Raw genomic sequence first — 20,318 nt, 5'->3', positions numbered from 1 at the left:
GAGGATGCCGTGGCGGTCAGTCGGCGATGAGGCGCTTGCCGGTCGCGCCGATCTCGAACTGCTCGTAGCCGAGTGCGTCGTAGAAGCCCATGGTCGCCTCGTTGCCTGGTCGCACCATCAGCTGAACCTTCGGGCAGCCCATCTCGACCAGCTTCGCCTCCGCCGTCTCGACGAGTTCCCGGGCGATGCCCTGCCGGCGATGCGTCGGCGCGCTGGCGAGGTAGTAGAGCCAGCCGCGGTGACCGTCGTAGCCGGCCATCACGCTGCCGACGACGTCGTCACGGTCGTCGGCCGCGACGAGGAACAGCTCGGGCTGCACCGCCAGCTTGCGCTGGATGTCGAGGTGGGGGTTGTTCCAGGAGCGGGTCAGGCCCGCATCCTGCCAGAGGGTGATGACGGACTCGGTGTCGCGGAGCGCGAACGGGCGGATCGTGACCATCAGTCCAGTATCCCCTCGACCGGGCGGGCGGCATCGACCCACTCGATGCCGTCGTAGCGCTTGAACCACGACACCTGGCGCCGGGCGTAGCGACGGGTGAGCGCCTGCGTCTCGGCGATCGCCGCGGCCTGGTCCATGTCGCCGGCCAGCTGGGCGAGGGCCTGCGCGTAGCCGATCGCGCGGCGGGCGGTCACGCCGTCCTCGAGGCCGCGCGCCCTGAGCGCGGTCACCTCGGCGAGCAGCCCGTCCGCCCACATCTGCTCCACGCGCGCATCCAGCCTCGCGACGAGGGCCTCGCGCGCGACGTGCGTGCCGATGATGCGCGTCGGCCGGTGCCAGAGCACGGGCGCCTGGGGAAGCGCCGCACCGTGCGTCGCAGAGCCCTGTGCGAGCACCTCCAGCGCCCGCACGACGCGACGCCCGTTGCGCGGGTCGATGCGCGCGGCGGTCGCCGGGTCGAGGTCGCGCAGGCGTGCGAACATCGCGCCGGCGCCCCCGGTCTCGAGCTCAGCCTCGAGGCGGGTCCGCACCTCCTCGTCACGCGGGGGGAAGTGGAACTCGTACAGCACGCTCGACACGTACAGACCCGAGCCGCCGATCAGGATGGCGTCCGCCCCCCGCGCGTGGATCTCGCGGATCGCGGTGCGCGCCGCATCCTGATACCAGGCCACCGCGGCCTCATCGACGACGTCGAGCACGTCGAGGAGATGGTGAGGGATGCTGCGCCGCTCGGCCGTGGGGAGCTTGGCCGTGCCGATGTCCATGCCGCGGTACAGCTGCATCGCATCGGCGTTCACGATCTCCGCAGGCGTGCCGTGCCGCGCGAGCGCCTCGGCGAGGTCGAGCGAGAGCGCCGTCTTGCCCGTGCCGGTTGCGCCGACCACGGCCCACAGGCGCGGCGTCTCCCGGCGCTCGGTCACACGCCGATGCGCAGTGTCGGCAGCCCGAGCGACACCGCCTGAGGCGCCACCGCGTCGCCGGCGGCGGGGACCGCGCAGGACTCGGACTGCGAGCGATCCCAGGCGTCGCCCGCGCGGGTGCGGCGGATGCGCAGCGGCGCGCCGTCCGGAGCATCGGCGAGCAGATGGAACGGCGCCGCATGGGTCACCACGACCGAGACCGCGTCACCCGGACGGGGGACGGGCGAACCGGCGGGAACCTCGAAATGGACGAGCCGGTTGTCTTCCGCGCGACCGGTGAGCCGGTGCGTCGCGGTGTCCTTCTTGCCCTCGCCGGCCGAGACGAGCACCTCGACCTCGCGACCGAGCTGACGCTGGTTCTCCTCCAGCGAGATCCGCTCCTGCACGGCGATGAGCCGCTCGTAGCGTCGCTGCACCACGTCTTTGGGGACCTGGTCGGGCATGGTCGCCGCGGGCGTGCCCTCGCGGATCGAGTACTGGAAGGTGAAGGCGCTGGTGAAGCGCGCCTGCTCCACGACCCGCATCGTCTCCTCGAAGTCCTCCTCGGTCTCACCGGGGAAGCCGACGATGATGTCGGTCGTGATGGCGGCGAGGGGCATCTTCTCGCGCACGCGGTCGAGGATCCCGAGGAACTTCTCGCTGCGGTACGAGCGGCGCATCGCCTTGAGGATGCGGTCGGAACCCGACTGCAGCGGCATGTGCAGCTGCGGCATCACGGCGGGCGTCTCGGCCATCGCGTCGATCACGTCGTCGGTGAAGGCGGCGGGATGCGGGCTGGTGAAGCGGATGCGCTCCAGCCCCTCGATCTCGCCGGCGGCACGCAGCAGCTTGCCGAACGCCTGCCGGTCGCCGAACTCGACGCCGTAGGAGTTGACGTTCTGGCCGAGCAGCGTGACCTCGACGGCCCCGTCGTCCACGAGCAGCCGGATCTCGCTCAGGATGTCGCCGGGACGGCGGTCCTTCTCCTTGCCGCGCAGGCTCGGCACGATGCAGAAGGTGCAGGTGTTGTTGCAGCCCACGGAGATCGACACCCAGCCGGAGTGCACGCTGTCGCGCTTGGTGGGAAGCGTCGACGGGAAGGTCTCGAGCGCCTCGAGGATCTCGAGCTCGGCCTCGTCGTTGTGCCTGGCGCGCTCGAGCAGGCTCGGCAGCGAGCCCATGTTGTGCGTGCCGAACACCACGTCGACCCAGGGGGCCTTGTCGACGACGGTCTGCTTGTCCATCTGGGCGAGGCAGCCGCCGACCGCGATCTGCATGCCCTCGTGCTTGTCCTTGCGCGACTTCAGGTGACCGAGGGTGCCGTACAGCTTGCCCGCGGCGTTGTCGCGGACCGCGCAGGTGTTGATCACGACGACATCCGCCTCGGTGCCGAGCTCGGCCCGGACGTAGCCGGCGCTCTCGAGGGAACCCGACAGGCGCTCGGAGTCGTGGACGTTCATCTGGCAGCCGAAGGTGCGCACCTCGTAGGTGCGGGCGCGGCCGTCCGCGGTGAGCGCGGCGGGCGACGGCGCGATCAGCGTGGGGGCGGAGGACGGTGAAGACATGGTGCGACCATTCTACGATCCGCCGGTGGTGGCGATCGGGACGTCTCCGCGAGCCGACGCGGGCTCAGCCGAGTTCGTCGAGCGCCTCGCGCGCCGCGCTGAGCGACTGGGAGCCGTAGCCGCGGCGGGCGAGCTGGCCGGCGAGCCTGCGCAGCGCGGTGTCGCGGTCGAGTCCGCGCATGGAGCGCGCTTTGGAGCGTGCGAATTCGAGAGCGCGCTCGGAGTCGTCGTCGGGCAGTGCCGCGATCGCAGCATCCGCGACCTCGCGGGGCACGCCGCGCTGGGCGAGGGTCTGTGCGATGGCGCGCCGGCCCTGGCCCTTGCGGTCGACGGCCGCATGGACGAGCTGCTCGGCGAGGGCGGCGTCATCGAGGTAGCCGCGTCGTTCGCAGTCGTCGATGAGGGTGTCGACGGCCGCCGCGTCGAGGTCCGCCTCGCGGAGCACCCTGCGCGCCTCCATGACGGACAGGGAACGGGTGCGGAGCTTCCTCAGCAGCCGCTTCTCGGCGGCTTCGGCGAGATCCGCGACATCGACGGCATCGACGGCATCGACGGCATCGACGGCATCGGCAGTCTCGTCCGGGTCGGCCCTCCGCTCGTCGGCGCGACCGGGTCGCTCCGGGCGCCCGGCATCCCTCCCCCACGCGGAACTGCGCACCGGCGCGGTGGTCGCGCTGCGCGGCCGGTCTGGCGCACTCGTCCCGCCGAAGAGCGGGGTGACGGGGGCGAGCCGCTCGGACTCACCCCCGTCTTCCACGAATCGGACCATGATCAGGCCGGGCGGCGCGCCGCCAGCTCGTCGGCCGCGGGAGCCTCGGCCTTGGGCTGGCCGATGCCGAGCTTCTGCTTGATCTTCGTCTCGATGTCTGCGGCGATGTCGGTGTTCTTGAGCAGGAAGTTGCGGGCGTTCTCCTTGCCCTGCCCCAGCTGCTCGCCGTCGTACGTGTACCAGGCGCCCGACTTCTTGACGATGCCGTGCTCGACCCCGAAGTCGATCAGGCTGCCTTCGCGGGAGATGCCCGTGCCGTAGAGGATGTCGAACTCGGCCTGCTTGAACGGCGGGGCCATCTTGTTCTTGACCACCTTGACGCGCGTGCGGTTGCCGACCGCGTCGGTGCCGTCCTTCAGCGTCTCGATGCGGCGGATGTCGAGTCGCACCGAGGCGTAGAACTTGAGCGCCTTGCCACCGGCGGTCGTCTCGGGCGAGCCGAAGAACACGCCGATCTTCTCGCGCAGCTGGTTGATGAAGATCATCGTGGTGTTGGTCTGGTTGAGACCACCGGTGAGCTTGCGGAGCGCCTGCGACATGAGGCGTGCCTGGAGACCGACGTGCGAGTCGCCCATCTCGCCCTCGATCTCGGCCTTCGGCACGAGCGCGGCGACCGAGTCGATGACGGCGAGGTCGATGGCGCCCGAGCGAACGAGCATGTCGGCGATCTCGAGCGCCTGCTCACCGGTGTCGGGCTGCGAGACCAGGAGGGAGTCGATGTCGACACCGAGCTTCTTCGCGTACTCGGGGTCGAGCGCGTGCTCGGCGTCGATGAACGCGGCGATGCCGCCCGCGCGCTGGACGTTGGCGATCGCGTGAAGGGTGAGCGTGGTCTTTCCCGACGACTCAGGACCGTAGATCTCGATGATGCGGCCACGCGGCAGGCCGCCGACGCCGAGGGCGACGTCGAGGGCGATGGAGCCGGTGGGGATGACCTCGACGGGTGCGCGGTCATCGCTGCCGAGGCGCATCACCGAGCCCTTCCCGAACTGCCGGTCGATCTGGGCGAGGGCCGATTCAAGGGCCTTCTCGCGGTCAGCGGGTGATGGCATGGCGTGCTCCTTATGCTCGCGTTCCGTCGCCTGTAGGCTGTCGCGCTCCGCCCCTGGATGGGCCGGATGCTGCGACAAGGCGGAGGTGTCGTCTGACGTTGTCCACGGTAGGAAGGGGCTCCGACATCGGCCGTCGCTGCTCCCGGATCGTGGACAGACGCGTCCTCGACACCTGCTGTGCAGGAGCATACGCGGATATCGAACGGATCTTCGACCACGACACGCCGTCACCGGCGCGACATCCGTCTACCGACGGGGCTCGAGCCGTCCGACGCCGTAGCGGCGTTCGAGCGGGACGTCCGTCTCGGCGCACAGCGCCTGCCAGACCTCACGCGGCGGCACACCGGCCGCGATCGCCTCGGCCGCGGTCATCCCGCCCAGCGGGCCGAGCACGAGATCGGCGAGGAGCACACCCGCCTGCGAGCCGAACTCGTCATCGACGGCGCGCTCGAACTCACTGCGGCGCATGCGACTGTCTCCGGGCGGAGCCGACGGCGGTCAGCGCAGCGACAGCTCGGCGTCGACGGACGCGACGAGCTCGTCGGGGACGACATCGGGGAACGTCTGCAGACCCTCGAGAACGGAGATGCGGTCGCCCACTTCTCGCATGATCGTGGAGATCGGCACATCGAGCGCCTCGGCGACGGACGCGAGGATCTCGCTCGACGCCTCCTTCTGGCCGCGCTCGACCTCGCTGAGGTAGCCGAGTGCGACACTGGCGCGACTCGCGACCTGGCGGAGGGTGCGTCCCTTCTGCTGACGGAAGTCGCGAAGGACTTCGCCGATTTCTTGACGAACCAAGATCATGATGGACCCCCTCCTCACTCTGATTCCGCGTCATCCGGGTGCACAACAGTACAACACCGAATGAGGTCAATCTAATCCCGTGCGCTGTGCAATGGGTGGGAATCGCCGAATGTAACGGACCCGAAACACCGGCTATTCCCGGTCGGGTGTCGGGCGCGTCAGAGCTGACCCAGGCAGTCGGCGAGCGCGCGGGCGAGGGTCGCCTGGCGGATCTCCTCACGGTCGCCGCGCAGGAGCGGCGAGCTCACGGCCGTCGCCTCCGGTGTCACGACGGCGATGTGCACCGTCCCCACCGGCTGACCGTCCTGTGCGTCAGGGCCGGCGACGCCGGTCGTCGCGATGCCCACGTCGGCGCCCAGCAGGGTGCGCACGCCCTCTGCCATCTGGCGCGCCACCTCGGGGTCGACGGCGCCGCGCGCCGCGAGGAGGCCGGCGTCCACCCCCAGCAGTGAGCCCTTCACGTCGGTCGCGTAGGCGACGACTCCGCCACGCACGTGCGCAGACGCCCCTGGCACCGAGACGAGCGCCGAGACGACGAGCCCGCCCGTCAGCGATTCGGCGACCGCCACCGTCCACCCGCGGGCGCCGAGCGCCGTGAGGACGGCGGCGGCGTCGGTCACGCCGCTGCTCGGCGCTGCCTGGTCGCGCGCAGCTCGGTGACGATGTAGTCGATGCCGCTGGCGATCGTGAGGATCACCGCGATCGTCATCGTCACGCCGTTGACCCAGAAGATCCACTCCCCCACGAGCGTCCACAGCGGCAGCAGCGCGAGCGACAGCGCGACAGCCTGCGCCACGGTCTTGAGCTTGCCCATCCACGCCGCAGCGAGGACATGGTCGCTGACGACCATGAAGCGGTAGACGGTGATGCCGATCTCGCGGATCAGCACGACGATCGTGACCCACCAGGGCAGCTCCCACAGGATCGAGAGGCCGATGAACGCGAAGCCGGTCAGCACCTTGTCGGCGATGGGATCCAGCAGCTTGCCGAGGTCGGTGACGATCTCGTGCTTACGCGCCAGGTAGCCGTCGATGCCGTCCGTGGCGATCGCGACGATGAACAGGGCCGCGGCCCACCAGCGCAGCGCGCCGTCCGCTCCCGCATCGGCCAGCAGCATCCAGAGGAAGATCGGGGCGCAGAAGATGCGCACGATCGTGATCGCGTTGGGGAGCTGCCGGGGAATCGCCACGAGCTGAGCCTATCGGCGGGGGCCGCTGCGACGTCAGTCGCGGCCGGTGAGCCCCCAGGCGTCCTCGTCGCCGTCGGCCTCGACGACGGGATAGCCGTCGTACTGGGCCTCGACCGGGTCGGCGCCGTACGGGTCGGCGGATGCCGCTGCCGGCGCGGCCGCCGGCGCGTCGTCGCCGCGCAGCCGGGCGAGGACGCCGGGCAGCTGCTCGTTGGTTACCAGCACATCGCGCGCCTTCGAACCCTCGGACGGCCCCACGATCTCGCGGGACTCGAGCAGGTCCATCAGGCGCCCGGCCTTCGCGAAGCCGACGCGCAGCTTGCGCTGCAGCATCGATGTCGAGCCGAACTGCGACGAGACGACGAGCTCCGCGGCGGCCAGCAGCAGCTCGAGGTCGTCTCCGATGTCGGCGTCGACCTCCTTCTTCTGCGCCTCGACGGCGACGTCGTCGCGGTATTCGGGCCGCGCCTGGCGGGTGACGTGCTTGACGACCTTCTCGATCTCGCTCTCACTGACCCACGCGCCCTGGACGCGGACGGCTTTGGAGGCGCCCATCGGAAGGAAGAGGCCGTCGCCCTGCCCGATCAGGCGGTCGGCGCCCGGCTGGTCGAGGATGACGCGGGAGTCGGTGACGCTCGTCACCGCGAACGCGAGTCGCGACGGCACGTTCGCCTTGATGAGGCCGGTGACGACGTCGACGGACGGCCGCTGCGTGGCGAGCACGAGGTGGATGCCGCTCGCCCGCGCCAGCTGCGTGATGCGCACGATCGAGTCCTCGACGTCGCGCGGCGCCACCATCATGAGGTCGGCGAGCTCGTCGACGACGACTAGCAGGTACGGGTAGGGCTTGAGCACGCGCTCGCTGCCCGCCGGCATGGTGACCTCGCCGGCGACGACGGCGCGGTTGAAGTCGTCGATGTGGCGGTACCCGAACGACGCGAGGTCGTCGTACCGCATGTCCATCTCCTTCACGACCCACTGCAGCGCCTCGGCCGCCTTCTTCGGGTTCGTGATGATGGGGGTGATCAGGTGCGGGACGCCCGCATACGAGGTCAGCTCGACGCGCTTCGGGTCGATCAGCACCATGCGCACCTCGGACGGCTTCGCGCGCATCAGGAGGCTGGTGATCATGGAGTTCACGAAGCTCGACTTGCCGGAGCCGGTGGAGCCGGCGACGAGCAGGTGGGGCATCTTGGCGAGGTTCGCGACGACGTAGCCGCCGCCGACGTCCTTGCCGACGCCGATCGTCATCGGGTGCGTGAGCGAGGTGGCGGCCGACGAGCGCAGCACGTCGCCCAGGGTGACGATCTCGCGGTCGGTGTTCGGGATCTCGACGCCGATGGCGCTCTTCCCCGGGATGGGCGCGAGGATGCGCACCTCGTTGGAGGCGACGGCGTAGGCGATGTTGTTGGTCAGCGCGGTGATGCGCTCGACCTTGACGCCCGGGCCCAGGGAGATCTCGTATTGGGTGACCGTCGGGCCGCGCGAGAAGCCGGTGACCCGTGCATCGACGGAGAACTGATCGAGCACGGCCGTGATCGCGGCGACCGTGCGGTCGTTGGCCTCGGACCGCGCCTTGTGCGGAGTTCCGGCGGCGAGCGCCGTCACCGAGGGCAGGTGGTACGGGGCGACGGGCGCGGTGCGCGCACCGTCTCCCCCGAGGCCGGAGAGCCCCGGCAGCATCTCATCCACCGCATCCGTGTCGTCGCGCAGCGCGGTGCCGCCCTTCGCCGCGGCTGCGGCGCCCGCGATCACCGCGGGGTCGATGACCTCGGTCAGGGCCTCGGCGGGCGTGGGCAGCGGCGGCGGCGGCGCGATGACCTGGTCGAAGCCGCCCTCCGCCTCGCTCGGATTCAGCAGGGCCGTGAGGGCATCGGAGTCGAGCCCCTCGTCGACGTCCTTCTCGCGGCCGGTCCTGTTGCGGCGCCACCATGGCAGGCTCGCGTCGGCGTCGTCCGCGTCGTCGGGGGTGAAGGCGCCCGGCTCGGCCGGCGCGGGGCGCTCCGCGCCGAAGGTCCAGGCGTACAGGTCGCCCAGGCGCTGCCCGATGCGGTTCGGCGGGGTCTTCGTGAGGATCAGGATGCTGAGGCCGCTCAGCAGCGCCAGGGCGATGTACGCGCCGATGTCGGTGAGGACCAGGGCGAGCGGCTCGCCCAGCATCCATCCGAGCACGCCGCCGGCCTCGCTCAGCGCGGGCAGGCCCTCGCGCGGCTGCGGACGACCGCCCGCGACATGGCAGAACCCCGCCAGCGTGAGCACGAACAGTCCGAAGCCGATGCCGATGCGCCCGTTGTCGTGCACCGAGGCCGGATGCCGGAACAGCCATCCGGCCAGCACGACGAGCAGCACGGGCATGACGAACGCCACGCGACCGACGAGCCCGCCGACGCTGTATGCGCTGATCGTCGTGGCGACGTCGGTGCCGATGAAGAACCACTCCACCACCGCGCCTGCGATCGCCAGCAGCACGAGCAGGAACGGGAACCCGTCGCGACGCTGGTCCTTCTCGAGACTCTCGAGCCCGAACGCGCGGAACATGCCGCCCGCGGCGTGGGCCAGGCCCATCCAGGCGCGGGCGCCGACGGAGGGCTTCTCAGGCTCTCCGACGTAGCGCTTGGGCGCCGGCTCGGGCTTCTTCGCGCGCGACGATGAGCCCTTCGCGGGCGTGCGTCCACTCGTGGTCGAGCTCGAGCTCCTGGCCATGCGATCCACGTTACGTCGGGGGTCGGACTTTTCAGCCGAGCGACGCGGCCCTCAGCGCAGGCGCTTGACCATGGTGTCGCGGCCGATCCCCCGCTGCGTCACGGCGAACCCCTCGCTGCGGTACAGGGTCGAGGCGAAGTTGCCGCGCTCGACGCTCAGACTGACGCGGCCGTACCCGGCGGCGGCGGCATGCTCGCAGAGCCGCTGCAGCAGCATCCTCCCGACGCCGTGGGCGCGCCAGATGGAGCGCACCCCGATGATGAGCTCGGGCACCCCGGTGCCGACGTAGCCGTAGCCGGGGTCGCTGCGCGGCAGCATCCGGTACCAGGCCGCGCCGATCGGCTCGCCGTGGAGGTCCACCGCGATGTAGCCGGCGTCGCCCGGTCGCATCCAGCCGGAGATGTAGCGGCTGTGGTCGTCGCTGGCGATGATCTCGTGGCGCGGCCGCGCCCCGCCGCCGCGCCAGTTCGCGGCCTCGACGACCATGTCGGCGAGGAACGCGCCGTCTGCGGCGGTCGCGGGGCGAACCGTGAACGTCGCGGGCATGCCGCGAGTGTACGAGCCTTGTGTTACGCCTCGATGACGAGGGGCACGATCATCGGGCGACGACGGAGCGACTGGTTCACCCAGCGGCCGATGGTGCGGCGCACCACCTGCGAGAGCGCGTGCGTGTCGCGGACGCCGGATGCTGCGGCCTCCTCGAGCGCGGCGGCGATCTTGGGCTTGACCGAGTTGAAGACGGCGGAGTCCTCCGCGAAGCCGCGCGCGTGGATCTCGGGCCCCGAGATGATGCGACCGGTGGCAGCGTCCACCACGACGATGACGGAGATGAACCCCTCCTCGCCGAGGATCCTGCGGTCCTTCAGGTCGGCGTCGGTGATCTCGCCCACGGTCGAGCCGTCGACGTACACGAAGCCGAGGTCGAGCTGGCCCACGACCGTCGCCACACCGTCGCGCAGGTCGACGACGGTGCCGTTCTCGCCGACGATGGTGCGCTCCGCGGGGATGCCGGTGTCCTGGGCGAGCTTGGCGTTGGCGATCAGGTGCCGGTACTCGCCGTGCACGGGCAGGACGTTGCGCGGCTTCAGGATGTTGTAGCAGTAGAGCAGCTCGCCCGCGGCAGCGTGGCCGGAGACGTGCACCTGCGCGTTGCCCTTATGCACGACGTTCGCGCCGAGCTTCGTCAGGCCGTCGATGACGCGGTACACGGCGTTCTCGTTGCCGGGGATGAGGCTCGAGGCGAGGATCACGGTGTCGCCCGGACCGGGCTCGATGGCGTGGTCGAGGTTCGCCATGCGGCTGAGGACCGCCATCGGCTCGCCCTGCGAGCCCGTGGACATGTAGACGATGCGGTCGTCCGGCAGGTCCTTCGCCTTCTTGTAGTCGATGAGCACGCCCTCGGGGACCTTGAGGTAGCCGAGGTCCTCCGCGATGGTCATGTTCCGGACCATGCTGCGACCCAGCAGCGCGACCCGGCGACCGTGCGCGTGCGCCGCGTCGAGCACCTGCTGCACACGGTGCACATGGCTGGAGAAGCTCGCGACGATGACCCGCCGCGGCGCCTTGCCGATCACCTGGTCGAGCACGGGCCCGATGCTGCGCTCGAGCGGGGTGAAGCCGGGGACGTCCGCGTTCGTCGAGTCGACCAGGAACAGGTCGACGCCCTGCTCCCCCAGCCGCGCGAAGGCGCGCAGGTCGGTGAGGCGGTCGTCCAGCGGCAGCTGGTCCATCTTGAAGTCGCCGGTGGCGAGCACCGTGCCGGCCGGCGTGTGGATGGCCACGGCCAGGGCGTCGGGGATGGAGTGGTTGACCGCCACGAACTCGAGCTCGAACGGGCCGAGCTGCTCGCGGTCGCCCTCCTTGACCGTCAGCGAGTAGGGCCGCACGCGGTGCTCCTTGAGCTTCGCTTCGGTGAGGGCGAGCGTGAGTCCCGACCCGATGATCGGGATGTCCTGCTTGAGCTTGAGCAGGTAGGGGACGGCGCCGATGTGGTCTTCGTGGCCGTGCGTCAGCACGACGCCGACGACGTCGCCGAGGCGCTTCTTGATGGGCTCGAAGTCGGGGAGGATGAGGTCGACGCCGGGCTGGTGCTCTTCGGGGAAGAGCACGCCGCAGTCGACGATCAGGAGGCGGCCGTCGTACTCGAAGACGGTCATGTTGCGGCCGACCTCGCCGAGGCCGCCGAGCGGCGTCACCCGGAGGGTGCCTGATTCGAGGGCGGGCGGGTCGTACACGGTGTTCGGCATGGGTGCCCTTGCTATCTGGTGGTGCCCGACACCTTCGGTAGTGCGCCGCCGGCGGCGGCGTTGCGGTCGGGACGGAAGTTGGAGAAATCGGCACCCGGCACGTCGCGGACGAGGGCGAGCTCGTCTTCGATCTTGGCGGCCTCCCACTCTTCCGGGCCGACCAGGGGAAGGCGGACGCGAGGGCTGCCGATGCGGCCGAGGCCGTGCAAGATGTACTTCGCCGCGACGGTGCCCGGCACGTGCGTCATCACGGCGCGGACGAGGGGCTCGAGCTTGCGGTGCGCGGCCGTCGCGGCCGTCAGATCGCCGGCGTTGACCGCATCGACGATCTGGCGGTAGGGCTGCGCGGCGATGTTGGCGGTCACGCCGATGAGGCCGGCCGCGCCGATGGACAGGTGCGGCAGCACGTTCGCGTCGTCGCCGGAGAAGTAGATCAGGTCGGTCTGGTTGAGCACGCGGCTGACTTCGCTGAAGTCGCCCTTCGCGTCCTTGATCGCCAGGACGTTGGGATGCTTCGCGATCCGCAGGATGGTCTCGTACCGGATCGGCACACCGGTGCGACCGGGGATGTCGTAGAGGATGACCGGCAGGTCGGTCGCGTCGGCCACGAGCCGGAAGTGCGTGAGGATGCCCGCCTGCGTCGGCTTGTTGTAGTACGGCGTGACGATCATGATGCCGTCGGCGCCCGCCCGCTCGCTGGCCTTGTAGAGCTCGATCGCGTGCGCGGTCTCGTTGGAGCCGCCGCCGGTGATGATCTTGGCGCGGCCGGAGGCCACGTCCTTGCCCACCTCGACGAGCCGGATCTTCTCGGCATCGGTGAGGGTCGAGGTCTCACCCGTGGTGCCGGTGACGACGATGCCGTCGGCCCCCGCGGAGACGACATCGTCGATGTGCTTCTCGACGGCGGGCCAATCGACCTCGCCGTCGGCCGTCATCGGAGTGACGAGCGCGACGAGCACCTGCCCGAAAGGGTTGCTCGCATGCGTCATGCACTCAGGCTATCGGTTCGGCCCGCGGGGCGCCGCGCCCGCTACCGCCCCCTGGTCCCCAGCGGGATCACGAGCGCGTCGGGAAGCATCGAAGCCAGGCCGACCAGCACCTTGTACCGCAGCGAGGGCACCGACACCGCCTTGCCGCGGGCCGCATCGCGCAGGCCCTCGCGCACCACCTGCGACGCGTCGAGCCACATCGGTCCGGCGACGCCCTCCTCCCCCGGCGGCAGCCCGAGGCGCTCGTGGAAGTTCGTGTGCGTGTAGCCGGGGCACACCGCCGTCACGGTCACGCCCTGCGGTGCGTACCGGTGGTTGGCCCAGCGGCTGAAGCTGATCTGCCAGCCCTTCACCGCACCGTATGTCGAACGCGGCATGAAACCGGCGACGGACGCGACGTTGATGATCCGGCCGTGCCCGCGCTCGAGCATGCCGGGCAGGGCGGCGTGCGAGAGCCGCATCGGCACCTCGACGTGCAGCGCCAGGTGGCGCACCTCGTCGTCGATGGGATTGCGCTCGAAGGCGAGCGGCAGCCCGAAGCCGGCGTTGTTCACGAGGACCTCGATCGGATGCTGCCGGTCGGCGACCCGCTCGGCGACCGCGTCGCGCGCGTCGGGGTCGAGCAGGTCGGCGGCGAGCACCTCGACGGTGACGCCGTGGCGTTCGCGCAGTTCGGCGGCGCGTGCGTCGAGCGCTGCGCGATCGCGGGCCACGAGCACGAGGTCCGCCCCGCGGGCGGCGAGCTGGGTCGCGAACTCCGCGCCGAGCCCCGAGCTCGCACCGGTGATGAGTGCCGTCGTCATCCGTCACACGTTAGCGCCTGCCGCCGCGCCGCTTCGGCATCGACCACCGCGCGGTCACCGGGCGAAGGCCGCCGTGCCCAGTGGAGTCGCACGCGTTCCCGCTCATCCGGCGGGACACGCACGACCGCGTTGGCGGGGACCTCGACGTGGATGCGGCGATCGTCGCCTCTGTCACCGTCGGCGCTGTGCTCGCCGAGCAGGCGAAGCGCGCTGACGCACGCGAGCCGTCCGCCCATCCGGCAGGCGGCGACGACGGATTCCGGCGTGTCGGGAAGCGCGTACCACCCCCGACGGACGCGAACCAGCAACCCGTACTGCACGCGGATGCGGACGTCCATGTCGTCCAGCCCCGACCGGTGCAGGTCTCCGGCGGACGCGATGCCGCCCGCCTCGGCCATCCTCACTTGCCAGCGTTGCGCCATCCCGCCATCGTTCAGCTTCGAGGGTCCGGCGCGGGTCGATCCGCGCGCTCCCTAGGGAAAGACAGGTGGGACGGAGGCTCCACACGAGGTCGTCCCGCGGGATCGTCCTTATCCCCAGGAGTCTCCGAAACACAACCGGCCCGAGTACCAGAGGCCCCACCGTCCTACGGAGCGACGCGGCCGTTCGCGTTGAAGGCGGCATGGGTCAGCGGCATGAGCGCCGTCCAGGCGGTCTCCATCTTCTCGGCGCACATCTCGATCTCACGCTGCGGGAACGACGGGAAGTGCGTCCCCTCGACCTTCGTGCGGAGGGAGAGGAAGTTCATCAGCGCACGCGCGTTCATCGTCACGTACATCGACGAGTAGATGTTCAGTGGGAGCACGATACGGGCGACCTCGCGGGCGACGCCGGCCGCCAGCATCCGCTGGTAGGCCTCGAAGGCCTGAACGGACGCGGCGCGCGTCTCGCTCGCGACCAGGTCGATCTGCTCGTCGGTGCCGGGGAGGAACTCGTACGCGCCCGGCTTGCCGACCTGCAGGAGGTTGCGCTCTCGGGCGGGCACGTAGAAGACAGGGCGAAGCTCGCGGTAGCGGCCGGATTCCTCGTTGTAGGACGCGATGCGGTGACGCATGAACTCGCGGAAGACGAAGATCGGCGCCTGCACGTAGAAGGTCATCGAGTTGTGCTCGAACGGCGATCCGTGGCGGTCGCGCATGAGGTAGTTGATCAGTCCCCGGTCGCGCGCCGACGCTTCGGTGCCGGCTGCGGCGGCGTCCAGCGTCTGCTCGCCCTGCGTCGACACCCGTGCGGCGAACAGCACATCGGAGTCGGACGCGCTGGAGCGCACCAGCTCCACGGTCACGTCGCTGCGGAATTCGATCTCGGGGGCGTCGCTGGCGTCGGTCACGAGTGAAACATTACCGGCGCGCGGCCCGCCTGCCGTGTCGTGTGGCTACGCTGGTTTGCTGTGACCCTCGTCAGCGCCCTCGTGGCCCTCGCCGTGCTGCTCGCGGCGACCGTCGCGCTCGGCGTTTTCGTGCAGTGGCGGCAGGGGCGACCCCGCCATCACATCGACCACGAGGCCATCCAGCCCGAGCGCCTGGGCGCCGACGGGCTCGGCGAGACGGCCACCCTGCTGCAGTTCAGCACGGAGCTGTGCGCCCGCTGCCCCGGCGTGCACCGCACCCTCGCGGCGATCGCCGACGGGCGGGACGGCGTGCGACACCTGGATGTCGACCTCACGCACCGTCCGGACATCGCCAAGCACTTCCACGTGCTGCAGACCCCGACGACCCTCATCCTCGATTCCACCGGCGTCGTGCAGTCCCGCATCGGCGGCGCGGCGAGCCGCGAGGTGATCGAGCTCGAACTGAACCGACTCCTGAACGAGGCTGCCCATGTCTGATCGGACGCCCGCCGCTCCGCGCGGCATCGACCCCCGCGGCCCTCGGTTCGCCGCGGGCATCACCGCCCTGCTCCTGCTCGTCGCCGTGTTCCTCGGGCTCACGGGCCTGTCCACCTCCGATGCGCTCGGCGCCGCGACCGTGGCGGAGCGGGCAGCCGACCCCGGCTTCCTGCTGCTGCTGGTGATCGCCCTGCTCTTCCTGTGGTCGGTTCTCTCTCCCCGCACTGCGCCGTGGGGCGCGCTCTACCGTGCGGCCGTGCAGCCCCGGCTCGCACCGCCCGCCGAGCTCGAGGACCCCCGCCCGCCGCGCTTCGCGCAGGGCGTCGGCCTCCTCGTGAGCTCGGTCGGCCTCATCCTGCATCTGCTCGGCGTGCCGTGGGCGCTGCCGGTCGCTGCGGCCGCGGCGTTCATCGCCGCCTTCCTGAACGCCGCGTTCGGGCTCTGCCTCGGCTGCCAGCTCTACCTGCTGCTGCAGCGGGCCGGTCTCGTCGGTCGCGAGCGCGCGGCGGTCTGACCGTTCCGCTCCGCGGAGCCCGCGGTTAGGCTGACCGCATGAGCGTCACGAGCGAAGCATCCACGTCCTGGCACGGCAGCCTCTTCGAAGGGTCAGGTCAGGTCTCCCTCGCGTCGTCAGACCAGGGGCCGTTCGCGGTGGACTGGAAGGCCCGCAGTGAAGGCTCCACCACGGTGACCACGCCGGAGGAGCTCATCGCCGCCGCGCACTCCTCCTGCTTCAGCATGGCGTTCTCGCTCGCGCTCGCCCAGAACGGGACCCCGCCGCAGTCGATCGAGACGACAGCATCCGTCACCTTCGTCCCCGGCAAGGGGATCACCGGGAGCCACCTCAACGTCAACGCCGTCGTGCCGGGTCTCGACCAGGCCGACTTCGACCGACTCGCCGAGGAGGCAAAGGTCGGCTGCCCGGTGTCGCAGGCGCTCTCCGGCATCGAGATCACCCTCGAGGCGACGCTTGCCTGACCCCTCGCGGGTCGTCATCGCCGGCGCGTCCGGCCTCATCGGCACCGCGCTGGTCGAGAGCCTGCGCAACGACGGCATCACCGTCACACGACTCGTGCGACGCCCGGCCGAGGCTCCCGACGAGGTCGAGTGGCTCGCCGACGACGCGCCGCTCGATCCGGCCGTGATCGAGGGCGCGACCGCGGTGGTCGGTCTCAACGGCGCCACGATCGGCCGCTTCCCGTGGACGAGCCACTACCGGCACACGCTGCTCTGGTCGCGGATCCTGCCCACGAGAGCGCTCGCGCGCGCGGTGCGCTCGCTCGGCGCCGACGCTCCCGCATTCGTCTCGGCCTCCGCGGTCGGGTACTACGGCTCGGACCCCGGCGTCCGCCTCACCGAGAACGCCCCGCGCGGCGGAACGTTCCTGGCGGACCTGTGCGGCGAGTGGGAGACCGCAGCCCGCGGCGCGGGCGACGACGCACGGGTCGCGCTGCTGCGCACGGCGCCGGTCATCCACCCGAAGGGCGTGCTCGCTCCGCTGCTCCTGCTCACGAAGGCCGGACTGTCTGGCCCCATCGGACGCGGCACGCAGGTGTGGCCGTGGATCTCGCTCGACGACCAGGTGCGGGCCATCCGGCACGTCATCGACCGCGGCCTGACCGGCCCCGTCAACGTGACCGGTCCCACCAGAGCCACCGCCAACGACATCGGGTTCGAACTCGCCCGTCAGCTCGGCCGCCCCTACCTGCTGCGCGCGCCGGAGTGGGCGCTCCGCCGGGTGCTGGGCGCCGACGCCGCCGAGTCGCTGCTCACCTCCGACGCGGACGTCGTGCCGACGGCCCTGGACGGCAGCGGGTTCACCTTCACCCACCCGACAGTCGATGCCGCCGTCGCCGCGGCGCTAGCGTCCTGACGACGCCGAGCGCTCGGCCGACTCCAGCCGGATCGCCGCCCGCACCGCCTCGCGTGCACGGCGTCGATCTCCGGCCGCGTCGTAGGCGAGACCGAGCCGGTACCAGGCGCGCCAGTCGTCCGGATGCTCCTCCACGTCGGCGCGATAGCGGGGGAACACCGCCTCGCCCTCCTCGCGCAGCACCCGGCCGCTCGGACGCACCACCACCTCGTCGGCCGGAAGCGCGCCGTCCTCCTCGAGCCGCACGCCGAGCTGCTGCGCGCGGATGCCGAACCAGAGCTCGCGCCACAGCGCCCAGGCGGCGATGAGCGGCAGCACGACGAGCGCGGCGCCCATCGCGATGGCGACCGGCTGTCCGCTCACCAGCAGCAGCCATGCGCGCTGCCCGACGAGGGCGATGTACAGCGCGAGGAGCACCGCCATCACGGCGACTCCGACGCGCGTGCTCATGCGCCGGTGACCCGGGCGACCTGCCCGGGCACACCGCCCTCGGCGACAGGCGCCGCGGATCCTGCGCGGGGCGCTCGAAGGCCGATGTCGATGAAGCTGTCCAGCCCCACGACGACGCCGCGGACGTCGCGCGCGGCCGCGAGGGCGAGACGGATGCCGGGGGCGTACGCGAGTGCGGGCTCGACGGTGTCGTGCGTGAGCGTCAGCGATTCTCCAGGCCCCGACAGCACGACATCCTGCCGCGCGACCACGCCGGGGCGCCGCAGCGAGTGGACGGGCACACTCGCGACCTGCTGCCCGCGGGCGCGCTGGTCGACGTGGGGCGACTCGACCGGCCCGACCTCGGCGCGCGCCGCTGCGATGAGCTCCGCCGTGCGCACGGCGGTGCCGCTGGGCGAATCGATCTTCGTCTCGCGGTGCGCCTCGATGATCTCGATCGACGGGAAGAACGGTGCAGCGGCCGCCGCGAGGGCCGAGCCCAGCACGGAGCCCAGCGAGAAGTTGGGGATGAACACGGCGCCGGTGCCGGCGGCCTCGACCAGCGGGCGGATCAGCGCGATCCGTTCAGCCGACCACCCCGATGTGCCCACGAGCACGTTGATGCCGCGCTCGACCGCCGCGCGGACGACGTCGATCGACACGGCCGGGGTGGAGGCGTCGATCACCAGATCCGCCCCGTCGAGCTCCGACAGCTCGGACCGCGACGAGAGCGTCGCCGCGATCTCGAAACCGTCCTCGGCGTCGACCACCTCCCGGATGATCGCACCGAGCTTTCCGGTGCCACCCACGATGGCCACGCGCGTCGTCATGGGCTCCATCGTATCGGCGCGGGATGCGGCGTTAGGCTCGGGCTGTGCCGACCATCACCGCCCTCCCCGTGGATGATCCGGTGGCGCACGGCCTGCTCGTCGACTACTTCGCGATGCGCGGTGAGAGCTTCCCCGGCGGTGCGTACACCCCGGCGTTCCCTGCGGTCGAGACCTTCACTCCCCCGGCGGGCGTCTTCGTCGTGCTGTACGACGATGACGGCGCAGCCGTCGGGTGCGCCGGCGTCCGTGCCGTCGCGGACGGCCCCGAGGGCACGCGCTACGAGGTCAAGCACCTGTTCCTGCGCGGCGAGACGCGCGGACGCGGGTGGGGTCGGATGCTGCTGCAGGACCTCGAGCGTCGCGCCCGCGAGTTCGGGGCGCGCGCGCTCGTCCTCGACACCCATCACACCCTGACCGCCGCAGGTGCGCTGTACGCGGCATCCGGCTTCGTCGCGATCGACCCGTACAACGACAACCCCAACGCGACGCGGTGGTACGGGAAAACGCTCCCAGACCCTGTGGTCTGACAACACGCTGAGAGCTCGCCGGTAAATATCCCCCGAACGTTGCCACAATTTTGGGGAAAGATGAGAACTTTCTAATATTGACTCATCGCACATGGTGACTCCCCCCGGACCACCTGACTGGACGGCGATCGGTGCGCCCCCGCGCTCCGGTTCCGCCAGCTGCCTTCGTGCGTCCGACAGATAGGAACCACATGAACAATCGCACCCTCGGCGCCGTCAAGGGCACCCGTGCGAAGTGGGCTGCCACCGGCACCGCCCTCGCCCTCGTCGCCGGACTCGGCGGTTTCGCCGCTCAGGCGGCGAACGCCGCCGGCGAGCCCTCCTTCGCCCCCTGGGACGAGGAGAACCCCAACCCGATCAGCCTCACCGACGCGCTCGTCTTCTACAAGAACGCCGACTTCGGCTGGGTCGTCAACACGCACCTCTCCGAGGTCACCGAGCTCGCCTACACCGTCGCTGACGGACACTCGACCGCCGGTGCCACGGCGTACGCGCCGTCGTTCCAGCTGATCACCCACTCGGACCAGAAGACGTACGCACGCCTCGTGTGGGAGCCCTACATGCAGGCCGACGAGCTCGACCCGGTCAGCGGCGAGTACACCGACCTGCAGGACGGCCTCTGGTGGACGAACAAGATCCCCAGCGGCCCCGGCAGCCAGGCTGACCCGCAGCCCCTCGCGTTCTTCGCCGACGGCGGCGCCGCCGGCTGGACGAACGTGGTCGCCGGCGCCATCGATGTGCACCAGGGCTCCACGAGCGAGACCGTCAGCACCATCACCCACGTGTCGTTCAACGGCTCGGCCGTCCCGCTCGGCAACCCGGACGCCACTCCGTTCGACAGCGCGGACATCGACGACGCGGTGGCCGAGGCGACCACGCCGCTCGACGAGCAGCTCGAGGGCCAGTCCGGCGTGATCCGCGACCAGGCCGCTGAGATCGCCGCACTGAAGGGCCAGCTCGAGGCGAAGACGGCGAAGGCCACGTCGCTGCAGAAGCAGCTCGACGCCAAGGCGGCCGAGCTCAAGTCCTACAAGGCCACCCACCACACCGCGGACGGCACGGACCTGCGCGAGTCGCGCGCGCTCCTGTCGGCCGCGCCGGTCCACGGCCGCACCGTCGGCGTCGACCTCACGGGCACCATCGCGAAGGCCGACTCGGTGAAGTACCAGTGGTACCTCAGCGGCAAGGCTGTCGACGGCGCCACGAAGTCGACCTACAAGGTGCCGGCGAACGCAACCAAGCGCTCGGTGTCGGTCAAGGTCACCGGAACGAGCGGGTACATCACGTTCTCGATCCACTCGAACACGGTCGCTGCCAAGTAGCAGTCCCACTCGCGACGGGCGGTCCTTCGGGGCCGCCCGTCGTGCTGT

Annotated in this window: 24 protein-coding genes; 6 read left to right on the top strand and 18 right to left on the bottom strand. The window is 70.8% G+C overall.

Annotated features, from left to right (window positions below; all coding sequences use genetic code 11):
* Positions 1 to 16 precede the first annotated feature (16 nt).
* From Microterr_RS04615 to thyX, 16 genes are all read right to left on the bottom strand, one after another.
* Positions 17 to 439 (bottom strand): GNAT family acetyltransferase, encoded by a 423-nt coding sequence (locus Microterr_RS04615; protein ID WP_263795876.1) that lies wholly within the window; start codon positions 437 to 439, stop codon positions 17 to 19.
* Positions 439 to 1,359 carry a tRNA (adenosine(37)-N6)-dimethylallyltransferase MiaA gene (miaA, locus tag Microterr_RS04610; RefSeq protein ID WP_263795877.1) on the bottom strand — a complete coding sequence of 307 codons (921 nt, stop codon included), beginning with the start codon at positions 1,357 to 1,359 and terminating at the stop codon, positions 439 to 441. Before miaA ends, Microterr_RS04615 begins: the two co-directional genes overlap by 1 nt.
* A complete protein-coding gene (gene miaB / locus Microterr_RS04605; protein ID WP_263795878.1) occupies positions 1,356 to 2,903 on the bottom strand; it encodes a tRNA (N6-isopentenyl adenosine(37)-C2)-methylthiotransferase MiaB in 1,548 nt (515 codons plus the stop codon). The genes miaA and miaB overlap by 4 nt, the downstream gene beginning before the upstream one ends.
* A 64-nt stretch (positions 2,904 to 2,967) precedes the next feature.
* The gene (locus Microterr_RS04600) at positions 2,968 to 3,660 is read right to left on the bottom strand and encodes a regulatory protein RecX (protein ID WP_263795879.1); all 693 of its coding nucleotides are present in this window, start codon (positions 3,658 to 3,660) and stop codon (positions 2,968 to 2,970) included.
* Between the two features lie 14 nt (positions 3,661 to 3,674).
* Positions 3,675 to 4,724, bottom strand: coding sequence for a recombinase RecA (recA, locus tag Microterr_RS04595; protein ID WP_263795881.1), 1,050 nt, complete (start codon positions 4,722 to 4,724; stop codon positions 3,675 to 3,677).
* A gap of 246 nt (positions 4,725 to 4,970) precedes the next feature.
* Complete coding sequence (locus Microterr_RS04590; protein ID WP_263795882.1) at positions 4,971 to 5,192, bottom strand: DUF3046 domain-containing protein; 222 nt, start codon at positions 5,190 to 5,192, stop codon at positions 4,971 to 4,973.
* A 30-nt stretch (positions 5,193 to 5,222) separates the two neighbouring features.
* On the bottom strand, positions 5,223 to 5,531 hold the full coding sequence (locus Microterr_RS04585) for a helix-turn-helix domain-containing protein (RefSeq protein ID WP_172990241.1): 309 nt from the start codon (positions 5,529 to 5,531) through the stop codon (positions 5,223 to 5,225).
* A gap of 158 nt (positions 5,532 to 5,689) precedes the next feature.
* Positions 5,690 to 6,151, bottom strand: a complete 462-nt coding sequence (locus Microterr_RS04580) for a CinA family protein (RefSeq protein WP_263795883.1) — start codon at positions 6,149 to 6,151, stop codon at positions 5,690 to 5,692.
* Positions 6,148 to 6,720 (bottom strand): CDP-diacylglycerol--glycerol-3-phosphate 3-phosphatidyltransferase, encoded by a 573-nt coding sequence (pgsA, locus tag Microterr_RS04575; protein WP_263795884.1) that lies wholly within the window; start codon positions 6,718 to 6,720, stop codon positions 6,148 to 6,150. Before pgsA ends, Microterr_RS04580 begins: the two co-directional genes overlap by 4 nt.
* 33 nt (positions 6,721 to 6,753) lie before the next feature.
* A complete protein-coding gene (locus tag Microterr_RS04570) occupies positions 6,754 to 9,423 on the bottom strand; it encodes an FtsK/SpoIIIE family DNA translocase (protein WP_263795885.1) in 2,670 nt (889 codons plus the stop codon).
* Between the two features lie 51 nt (positions 9,424 to 9,474).
* Positions 9,475 to 9,969: a GNAT family N-acetyltransferase gene (locus Microterr_RS04565; RefSeq protein WP_263795886.1), complete on the bottom strand. Its 495-nt coding sequence runs from the start codon at positions 9,967 to 9,969 to the stop codon at positions 9,475 to 9,477.
* A gap of 23 nt (positions 9,970 to 9,992) precedes the next feature.
* Positions 9,993 to 11,669, bottom strand: a complete 1,677-nt coding sequence (locus tag Microterr_RS04560) for a ribonuclease J (RefSeq protein ID WP_263795887.1) — start codon at positions 11,667 to 11,669, stop codon at positions 9,993 to 9,995.
* Positions 11,670 to 11,680: 11 nt separating this feature from the next.
* Complete coding sequence (gene dapA, locus Microterr_RS04555) at positions 11,681 to 12,658, bottom strand: 4-hydroxy-tetrahydrodipicolinate synthase (RefSeq protein ID WP_263795888.1); 978 nt, start codon at positions 12,656 to 12,658, stop codon at positions 11,681 to 11,683.
* 41 nt (positions 12,659 to 12,699) lie between these two features.
* Positions 12,700 to 13,461 (bottom strand): SDR family NAD(P)-dependent oxidoreductase, encoded by a 762-nt coding sequence (locus tag Microterr_RS04550; RefSeq protein ID WP_263795889.1) that lies wholly within the window; start codon positions 13,459 to 13,461, stop codon positions 12,700 to 12,702.
* Entirely contained in the window at positions 13,458 to 13,883 is a 426-nt protein-coding gene (locus Microterr_RS04545) for a type IV toxin-antitoxin system AbiEi family antitoxin domain-containing protein (protein WP_263795890.1), read from the bottom strand. The genes Microterr_RS04550 and Microterr_RS04545 overlap by 4 nt, the downstream gene beginning before the upstream one ends.
* A 164-nt stretch (positions 13,884 to 14,047) precedes the next feature.
* Positions 14,048 to 14,791, bottom strand: a complete 744-nt coding sequence (thyX, locus tag Microterr_RS04540; RefSeq protein WP_263795891.1) for an FAD-dependent thymidylate synthase — start codon at positions 14,789 to 14,791, stop codon at positions 14,048 to 14,050.
* Between the two features lie 60 nt (positions 14,792 to 14,851).
* Between thyX and Microterr_RS04535 the strand changes: the two genes are divergently transcribed.
* The 4 genes from Microterr_RS04535 to Microterr_RS04520 are packed head-to-tail and all read left to right on the top strand — an operon-like array spanning position 14,852 to position 17,162.
* Positions 14,852 to 15,289: a TlpA family protein disulfide reductase gene (locus Microterr_RS04535; protein WP_263795892.1), complete on the top strand. Its 438-nt coding sequence runs from the start codon at positions 14,852 to 14,854 to the stop codon at positions 15,287 to 15,289.
* Positions 15,282 to 15,803: a DUF4395 domain-containing protein gene (locus Microterr_RS04530; protein ID WP_263795893.1), complete on the top strand. Its 522-nt coding sequence runs from the start codon at positions 15,282 to 15,284 to the stop codon at positions 15,801 to 15,803. The genes Microterr_RS04535 and Microterr_RS04530 overlap by 8 nt, the downstream gene beginning before the upstream one ends.
* Before the next feature lie 38 nt (positions 15,804 to 15,841).
* Positions 15,842 to 16,267, top strand: coding sequence for an OsmC family peroxiredoxin (locus tag Microterr_RS04525; protein ID WP_263795894.1), 426 nt, complete (start codon positions 15,842 to 15,844; stop codon positions 16,265 to 16,267).
* A complete protein-coding gene (locus Microterr_RS04520) occupies positions 16,260 to 17,162 on the top strand; it encodes a TIGR01777 family oxidoreductase (RefSeq protein ID WP_263795895.1) in 903 nt (300 codons plus the stop codon). Before Microterr_RS04525 ends, Microterr_RS04520 begins: the two co-directional genes overlap by 8 nt.
* On the opposite strand, the gene Microterr_RS04515 is transcribed toward Microterr_RS04520, so the two are convergent.
* Positions 17,151 to 17,612 carry a hypothetical protein gene (locus tag Microterr_RS04515; RefSeq protein ID WP_263795896.1) on the bottom strand — a complete coding sequence of 154 codons (462 nt, stop codon included), beginning with the start codon at positions 17,610 to 17,612 and terminating at the stop codon, positions 17,151 to 17,153. The two genes, Microterr_RS04520 and Microterr_RS04515, sit on opposite strands and share 12 nt — an antisense overlap.
* Complete coding sequence (dapB, locus tag Microterr_RS04510) at positions 17,609 to 18,421, bottom strand: 4-hydroxy-tetrahydrodipicolinate reductase (protein ID WP_263795897.1); 813 nt, start codon at positions 18,419 to 18,421, stop codon at positions 17,609 to 17,611. The genes Microterr_RS04515 and dapB overlap by 4 nt, the downstream gene beginning before the upstream one ends.
* Positions 18,422 to 18,465: 44 nt before the next feature.
* Between dapB and Microterr_RS04505 the strand changes: the two genes are divergently transcribed.
* Together Microterr_RS04505 and Microterr_RS04500 are read left to right on the top strand one after the other, a co-directional pair.
* Complete coding sequence (locus tag Microterr_RS04505) at positions 18,466 to 18,948, top strand: GNAT family N-acetyltransferase (RefSeq protein WP_263795898.1); 483 nt, start codon at positions 18,466 to 18,468, stop codon at positions 18,946 to 18,948.
* Between the two features lie 191 nt (positions 18,949 to 19,139).
* The gene (locus tag Microterr_RS04500) at positions 19,140 to 20,270 is read left to right on the top strand and encodes a hypothetical protein (RefSeq protein ID WP_263795899.1); all 1,131 of its coding nucleotides are present in this window, start codon (positions 19,140 to 19,142) and stop codon (positions 20,268 to 20,270) included.
* Positions 20,271 to 20,318 lie beyond the last annotated feature (48 nt).

Source organism: Microbacterium terricola (genome assembly GCF_027943945.1).
Lineage (GTDB): Bacteria > Actinomycetota > Actinomycetes > Actinomycetales > Microbacteriaceae > Microbacterium > Microbacterium terricola.
This window is presented reverse-complemented; position numbering and strand designations above follow the sequence as displayed.

Coding starts and splice junctions, on each gene's coding strand:
- Microterr_RS04615 (WP_263795876.1), bottom strand. CDS start 439: ATGGTCACGATCCGCCCGTTCGCGCTCCGCGACACCGAGTCCGTCATC.
- miaB (WP_263795878.1), bottom strand. CDS start 2,903: ATGTCTTCACCGTCCTCCGCCCCCACGCTGATCGCGCCGTCGCCCGCC.
- recA (WP_263795881.1), bottom strand. CDS start 4,724: ATGCCATCACCCGCTGACCGCGAGAAGGCCCTTGAATCGGCCCTCGCC.
- Microterr_RS04590 (WP_263795882.1), bottom strand. CDS start 5,192: ATGCGCCGCAGTGAGTTCGAGCGCGCCGTCGATGACGAGTTCGGCTCG.
- Microterr_RS04585 (WP_172990241.1), bottom strand. CDS start 5,531: ATGATCTTGGTTCGTCAAGAAATCGGCGAAGTCCTTCGCGACTTCCGT.
- Microterr_RS04570 (WP_263795885.1), bottom strand. CDS start 9,423: ATGGCCAGGAGCTCGAGCTCGACCACGAGTGGACGCACGCCCGCGAAG.
- Microterr_RS04565 (WP_263795886.1), bottom strand. CDS start 9,969: ATGCCCGCGACGTTCACGGTTCGCCCCGCGACCGCCGCAGACGGCGCG.
- Microterr_RS04560 (WP_263795887.1), bottom strand. CDS start 11,669: ATGCCGAACACCGTGTACGACCCGCCCGCCCTCGAATCAGGCACCCTC.
- dapA (WP_263795888.1), bottom strand. CDS start 12,658: ATGACGCATGCGAGCAACCCTTTCGGGCAGGTGCTCGTCGCGCTCGTC.
- Microterr_RS04550 (WP_263795889.1), bottom strand. CDS start 13,461: ATGACGACGGCACTCATCACCGGTGCGAGCTCGGGGCTCGGCGCGGAG.
- Microterr_RS04545 (WP_263795890.1), bottom strand. CDS start 13,883: ATGGCGCAACGCTGGCAAGTGAGGATGGCCGAGGCGGGCGGCATCGCG.
- Microterr_RS04530 (WP_263795893.1), top strand. CDS start 15,282: ATGTCTGATCGGACGCCCGCCGCTCCGCGCGGCATCGACCCCCGCGGC.
- Microterr_RS04525 (WP_263795894.1), top strand. CDS start 15,842: ATGAGCGTCACGAGCGAAGCATCCACGTCCTGGCACGGCAGCCTCTTC.
- Microterr_RS04515 (WP_263795896.1), bottom strand. CDS start 17,612: ATGAGCACGCGCGTCGGAGTCGCCGTGATGGCGGTGCTCCTCGCGCTG.
- dapB (WP_263795897.1), bottom strand. CDS start 18,421: ATGACGACGCGCGTGGCCATCGTGGGTGGCACCGGAAAGCTCGGTGCG.
- Microterr_RS04500 (WP_263795899.1), top strand. CDS start 19,140: ATGAACAATCGCACCCTCGGCGCCGTCAAGGGCACCCGTGCGAAGTGG.